The sequence below is a fragment of the Sphaerospermopsis reniformis genome (assembly GCF_005402885.1).
Taxonomy (GTDB): domain Bacteria; phylum Cyanobacteriota; class Cyanobacteriia; order Cyanobacteriales; family Nostocaceae; genus Sphaerospermopsis; species Sphaerospermopsis kisseleviana.
On sequence record NZ_BJCE01000375.1, the window covers coordinates 1 to 3,242 of the forward strand.

General features: G+C 43.0%; 3 protein-coding genes and 1 pseudogene. 2 read left to right on the plus strand and 2 right to left on the minus strand.

Annotation, left to right across the window (positions count from 1 at the left end):
- Positions 1–186: pseudogene (locus tag FFR48_RS26525) on the plus strand (hypothetical protein); the annotation flags it as partial.
- Here the strand turns inward: FFR48_RS26525 and FFR48_RS26530 are convergent.
- Positions 114–1,634, minus strand: a complete 1,521-nt coding sequence (locus FFR48_RS26530; protein WP_137669417.1) for an LCP family protein — start codon at positions 1,632–1,634, stop codon at positions 114–116. The pseudogene FFR48_RS26525 and the gene FFR48_RS26530 overlap by 73 nt on opposite strands.
- Before the next feature lie 257 nt (positions 1,635–1,891).
- Between FFR48_RS26530 and FFR48_RS26535 the strand changes: the two genes are divergently transcribed.
- Positions 1,892–2,956 carry a mannose-1-phosphate guanylyltransferase gene (locus tag FFR48_RS26535; protein WP_137669418.1) on the plus strand — a complete coding sequence of 355 codons (1,065 nt, stop codon included), beginning with the start codon at positions 1,892–1,894 and terminating at the stop codon, positions 2,954–2,956.
- 55 nt (positions 2,957–3,011) lie between these two features.
- On the opposite strand, the gene FFR48_RS26540 is transcribed toward FFR48_RS26535, so the two are convergent.
- A complete protein-coding gene (locus FFR48_RS26540; protein WP_162501979.1) occupies positions 3,012–3,161 on the minus strand; it encodes a hypothetical protein in 150 nt (49 codons plus the stop codon).
- Positions 3,162–3,242 lie beyond the last annotated feature (81 nt).

Genomic DNA, 3,242 nt, shown 5'->3' on the forward strand with positions numbered 1-3,242 from the left:
CCCAGTCCCCAGTCTCCTGTCTCCAGTCACCACACCCCAGTCACCAGTTCCCAGTCCCCAGTCCCCAGTCCCCAGTCACCAGTCCCCAGTCCCCAGTCCCCAGTCCCCAGTCCTTATTTCCAATCTTTACCAATGCGAATTGTCAAATCAGCACCTAAATCACCCTTTGCAGAAACTTCAACTTGACCTAAGCCTAGAATTTCTTGCAGTTCCGCCCCTGGGTGTGGATTTCCTTTTTGGGAAATGATCTGAGTTTGCCGCAAAGTATCAGGCCAATCGGGAATTGTGTAAATATTAGCAAAACCTTTGGATTTGAGATAGCTAATAACTTGTTCTGTTAATTGAGGTTGATTGGAAGCATTTTGAATAGCAATTTTGAGGCGAGAAACTGGACGGGAATCTGATTTTAAACCAGGTATATCCACCCCAACATAATCATTCAATAAGCTTTGTTGTCCAGTCAAATTCAACCAGTAACTATCTGGGTCTTTACTAAACTTACTAAACGTACCAGGTAGCATGGACATTTGAAAATTATCCCGTTCTACATTCACAGAAAAATTAGCCAAAGCCATCATTTCTTCCATTTTCAGGTTAGTGTCAAAATACTTCCGCATAATGCGAGTAATTTGAGGCAACCTGGGTAAAACGGTGGGACTATTTAAACGTTGAACTAAAGCAGTTATTAGTGCTTGTTGTCGTTGCACTCTTGGCAGATCCCCGATATTTGATTCCCGAAAACGAGCAAAAAGTTCTGCTTGTTCACCGTTAAGAGTTTGCCAACCGCTAACCAAATTCATCGACAAACCACCAGCATTGTCTTGATAATTCATCCCTTGGGGTACAAATACATCTACCCCACCCAACTGATCAACTAATTGCCGCAAACCGCTAGTAGAAATGCGAATATAGCGATCTATGGGAGCATTGCTTAAAGTCCGACTAACTACCCGTGCAGCTAATACTGGACCACCTTTAGCATTTGCTTCTGAAACCTTGGTTAATCCCTCATTTGGGAGGGCGATCATTGTCCCTCTGGGAATGGAAAGCACACGAATAGATTTATCACTAGGATTTAACCGAATTAATAACATCGTATCGCTGCTACCAGCAAAACTTTCTGGAGAACCGTAAACAGTACCCTTCACTGGTTCAATGCCCATGACTAAAATATTCATGGGTTTTGATAGTTGGTACTGAGAAAGTTTATTCCATAAATCCCCAGGTACTTTTACCTGATCTTTACTGGTAGTAGATCCAAAATCATCATCTTTGGCTTGCTCTAAATTACTCCAGAGGGGAGTCCATAACGCCAAAGTTGACACCAATAAACCTGATAAAATAATACCAATAACAAAAGTTAATATCCACAATAGCCAGCGGGGCATTGTTAACCCTAAGCGATCGTAGAGTTCATTAGGGATAGCACCTACTGACTCAACGACTTGACGTGGATTATTTATTGACTGTGTTACTGGCTGTTTTGGTTGAACCTCTGTCCCTGATCCTGGTACTGGGGTAGGTATGACCTGATTTTCTACCCTTTGAAATTTTTGCGGTTGTGCCTCTTGATCTAAACCTGTTGTTTGTTGAGGTATAACTTGATTTTTGGACCATTGAACTTGTTTTATCACAATTGTCTCCCCACTCAACCACTCCCTAAAGGTATGTTAATGCAAGCTACAAATTCTTGTTGCTAGAGTTAGAGCTATCTATGCAGATTTTAGATTTTAGACTGTTGATTTTTAGATTTTGTTCTTGTCATCACCCTCGCATTTGCCACTAAGTTATAAATCTAAAATTCTCCAACACTCAGATTGATCAGTGAAGATTATCCCAAATTGAATGAATGTACACTTAATATTGTTAAGCAGTAAGTGTATATAACAACATGAGTCATTCATTGATCCCTGTTATTTTGGCGGGTGGTAAAGGTGAGCGTTTTTGGCCTCTTAGTCGCCAGGACAGACCTAAGCAATTTTTAAGTCTCGATGGCAGTTCTAAAAGCTTACTACAAGCCACCGCTGATCGACTGCTAACACTCGCAGGTGGTTGGGATCACCTGTGGGTGATTACTTCTAGCCAAATAGCTCAAGGAGTACGACAACAACTACCCGATCTGCCAGAGCAAAATTTGCTGATTGAATCAGAGGGTAGGGATACAGCAGCCGCCGTTGCTTGGACTAGTTTGGAAATTAACAAGCGTTACGGAGAAGACGCTGTTATTGGCTTTTTCCCCGCTGATCACTGGATTGCTGATCAAAAGGTATTTGCAAATACCTTGAGTGCTGCTACCCAGTTAGCGACTAGCACAGCAGCGATTGTCACTTTGGGGATCAAGCCTACTTTTCCGTCCACGGGTTACGGCTACATTGAACAAGGTGAAAATATTGGTAGCTTTAATGAGTTGCCAGCTTATCACGTTCACCGCTTTACTGAAAAGCCCAACCGGGAAACGGCTGAGAATTTTTTAGCAACGGGTCGGTTTAGCTGGAATAGCGGTATGTTCGTGTTTCGGGCTGGGGTGGTTCTCAAAGAACTCCATACCCATGCCCCAGAAATTATCCGACCTTTAGAACAACAAGGACCCGATGTTTACCCTCAGTTGCCTAAAAAGAGTATAGATTATGCCCTGATGGAAAAGACAAGTCTAGCTTATGTTTTGCCAGTGGAATTTGGTTGGGATGATCTGGGTGACTGGAATGCCATCGAACGCCTACTGAAAACAGAGGATAATCCTAATGTGGAATTAGCTACCCATGTAGGGCTAGACACCCAAGGCGCTATTGTTTATGCTTCTAATCCAGATGATGTGGTAGTGACGATTGGGTTGGAGGATGTGGTGATTGTGCGCGATCGCAATGTTACCCTAATAGTAAACAAGGAACGCACTCAAGAAATTAAACAGATCCTCAAAACCCTGCAAAGTGATCCCCGATTTACTGACTTGCTGTAAAAGTTAAAACTGTTGGTAGATACTCACAATCATTGTTTTTAATTATAACTGGTGATTAGGGATTGGTGACTGGGGACTGGGGATTGGTGACTGGGGAATGGTAACTGGGGACTGGCGAGTGGCGATTAGTGACCTGGTATCCCGGACTGGGGTTTCGGAACAAGCGACCTGAGACTGACGACCGTTGAGTAGTGATGAAAGTCATAGTATTGACGTAGAAGGTCTCGGGAGTCAAGACACTTGATTCCTGAATGCAGCACTAAGACGAAGTAAAGGAGAGAATTCA

What these genes read in the sequence shown, in the direction of transcription:
- FFR48_RS26535 (WP_137669418.1), top strand. Translation starts at nt 1,892, where the DNA reads ATGAGTCATTCATTGATCCCTGTTATTTTGGCGGGTGGTAAAGGTGAG.
- FFR48_RS26540 (WP_162501979.1), bottom strand. Translation starts at nt 3,161, where the DNA reads ATGACTTTCATCACTACTCAACGGTCGTCAGTCTCAGGTCGCTTGTTC.